The organism is uncultured Azohydromonas sp. (assembly GCF_937926365.1).
GTDB lineage: Bacteria > Pseudomonadota > Gammaproteobacteria > Burkholderiales > Burkholderiaceae_C > Azohydromonas.
On the sequence record NZ_CALAOH010000007.1, the window covers coordinates 1 to 2,511 of the forward strand.

Annotated in this window: 2 protein-coding genes; both read right to left on the reverse strand. The window is 72.1% G+C overall.

The window, feature by feature from the left end:
• Nucleotides 1-184 precede the first annotated feature (184 nt).
• A complete protein-coding gene (locus Q0741_RS00395; RefSeq protein ID WP_298231224.1) occupies nt 185-1,138 on the reverse strand; it encodes a family 2A encapsulin nanocompartment shell protein in 954 nt (317 codons plus the stop codon).
• A gap of 432 nt (nt 1,139-1,570) precedes the next feature.
• Nucleotides 1,571-2,511 (reverse strand): serine O-acetyltransferase EpsC (epsC, locus tag Q0741_RS00400; protein WP_298231225.1); only part of this gene is annotated, 941 nt, incomplete at its 5' end.

Consider the following 2,511-nt stretch of genomic DNA (forward strand, 5'->3'; position numbering starts at 1 on the left):
CCGCGTCCAGCGGACCCGGGGAGGACAGCAGCCGCTGCAGCACCGGCGAGGCGGCCGGCGCCGGCGCCTGGCCCGGCAAGGCGGCGAAGAACTCGCCGGCCAGCCGCGCCAGCACGGCCGGGTCGGGCAGCCCCGGCGGCACGGCCTCGGAAGAAGGAAGACTCGACATGGGCCGGCGCTCCGATTACTTGTAGGTGTCCGGGTAGTCGTGGTACTTGCCGATTTCCACGTCCTCCAGCACCGCCAGCGCGTCGTCGCTCTGCACCGCCAGCGAGCAGTACAGGCTGATCAGGTAGGAGGCGATCGCGTGCCGGTTGATGCCCATGAAGCGCACCGACAGCCCCGGGCTCTGCTCGCCCGGCAGCCCCGGCTGGTACAGGCCCACCACGCCCTGGCGCTTGTCGCCCACGCGCAGCAGCAGGATCTTGGTCTTGCCGTCGGCCACGGGCACCTTGTCGCTGGGGATCAGCGGGATGCCGCGCCAGGTCAGGAACTGCGAGCCGAACAGGCTGACGGTGGGCGGGGGCACGCCGCGGCGCGTGCACTCGCGCCCGAAGGCGGCGATGGCCAGCGGGTGCGTCAGGAAGAAGGCCGGCTCCTTCCACACCCGCACCAGCAGCTCGTCCAGGTCGTCCGGCGTGGGCGCGCCGGTGAGCGGGTACACGATCTGGTCCGGATGCACGCTGGCCAGCAGCCCGTAGTCCGGGTTGTTGATCAGCTCGTTCTCCTGCTTCTCCTTGATGGTCTCGATGGTCAGCCGCAGCTGCTCCTTGATCTGGTCGTGCGGGCTGCTGTAGAGGTCGGAAACGCGGGTGTGCACGTCCAGCACGGTGCTCAGCGCGTTGAGCTGGAACTCGCGCGGCCGGTCCTCGTAGTCCACGAAGGTGGCGGGCAGCTCGGCCTCGTCGCGCTTGGCGCACAGCACCTTCACGTCCTGCGGGTTGCGCACCTTGTTGAGCCGGTACACGCCGGCTTCCACCGGCAGCCACTGCAGCAGGTGCGTGAGCCAGCGCGGCGTGAGCGTGGGCAGGACGGGCGTGGTCTTGGTGGCGTTGGCCAACTGCCGCGCGGCGGCGTCGCCCAGCACGGTGTGCGGCTGGGCGGTGTCGGCCGCGAAGGGCTCGGCGGGAAGGTTCATGGGTTTTCTCCTCTCTGGTTGAGTCGTGCAGGCGGGGCCTGCGGGTGGTTGGCGCCGCGGGTGCAGCGGGTGTGTTCGGGCAAGGGAAGCCCCGCCATGCCTTTGAAAAGGCACGGTTGCTTGCGGGAAGGCGGGGCCGGTGGTTGTGAGGCCAGGGACGGTGGCCGAACGAAGGCCGTTGGCCAGTGGCTGAAGGTTGGTGGCCGGTAGCTGGTCTGCTTCGCTGACTACTCCGCCATCCCCGCGCAGGCGGGGATCCAGGCGGTCCCCATGTCAGCCGGAGGCTGGTTTGCAGGAGCGCTGGGGCCACGGCATCGAAACGCCGGCATGGCCGCCTCGATCCGACGTGGGGCCGCCTGGATTCCCGCCTTCGCGGGAATGACGAAGCAATTGAGGAAGCAGCTCCAGCTCACGGCCGACGCCCTGTGTCCCTCACGGCGGGATGTCGTCGGTCGGCCGCTCGCGTGTTTCCACGGCCTCGGCCGCCTTGCCCTGCGCCGCCCCCTCCTCGCGCGTGAGCGCCTGCGTCACGTGGCTGCCCGGCGCGACGCTGCGCGTGAGCCAGACGTTGCCGCCGATGACGGAACCGCGGCCGATGGTCACGCGGCCCAGGATGGTGGCGCCGGCGTAGATCACCACCTCGTCCTCGACGATCGGGTGCCGCGCGCCGCCTTTTTGCAGGTGGCCCTCCTCGTCGGTCTCGAAGCGCCGCGCGCCCAGCGTCACGGCCTGGTACAGCCGCACGTTGGCGCCGATGCGCGCCGTCTCGCCGATCACGACGCCGGTGCCGTGGTCGATGAAGCAGCCCGGACCGATGCGCGCGCCGGGATGGATGTCGATGCCGGTCTCGCCATGCGCCAGCTCCGCCACCAGCCGCGCCAGCAGCGGCACGCCCAGCGTGTGCAGCGCGTGCGCGATGCGGTGGTGGACCATGGCCTGGATGCCGGGGTAGCACAGCAGCACCTCGTCCACGCCGCGCGCGGCCGGGTCGCCGTGGAAGGCGGCCAGCACGTCGCTGTCCAGCAGCGTGCGGATGCCCGGCAGCGTGGCGGCGAAGTCGCGCACCACCGCCGCCGCCCGCAGCTGCACCTGCGGCTGCGGGCCTTCGCCCGGCGCCGCGCCGCGCGCGGCCTGGCGCTGCTGGTGCAGCAGCTCCAGCGCCACCTGCTCCTGCAGCGCGCCGAGCACGGCGTGCAGCGTGTGGCCGACGTAGTAGTCCTCGCTCTCCTGGCGCAGGTCGGGCGGGCCCAGGCGCATGGGGAACAGCGCCCCGCGCAGCCCGGCCACGATGCCGGCCAGCGCCTCGCGCGAGGGCAGCTCGCGCGCACCCACCTCGCGCGGGCGCTGCTGCTGCTCGCGCCAGCGCTCGCGCG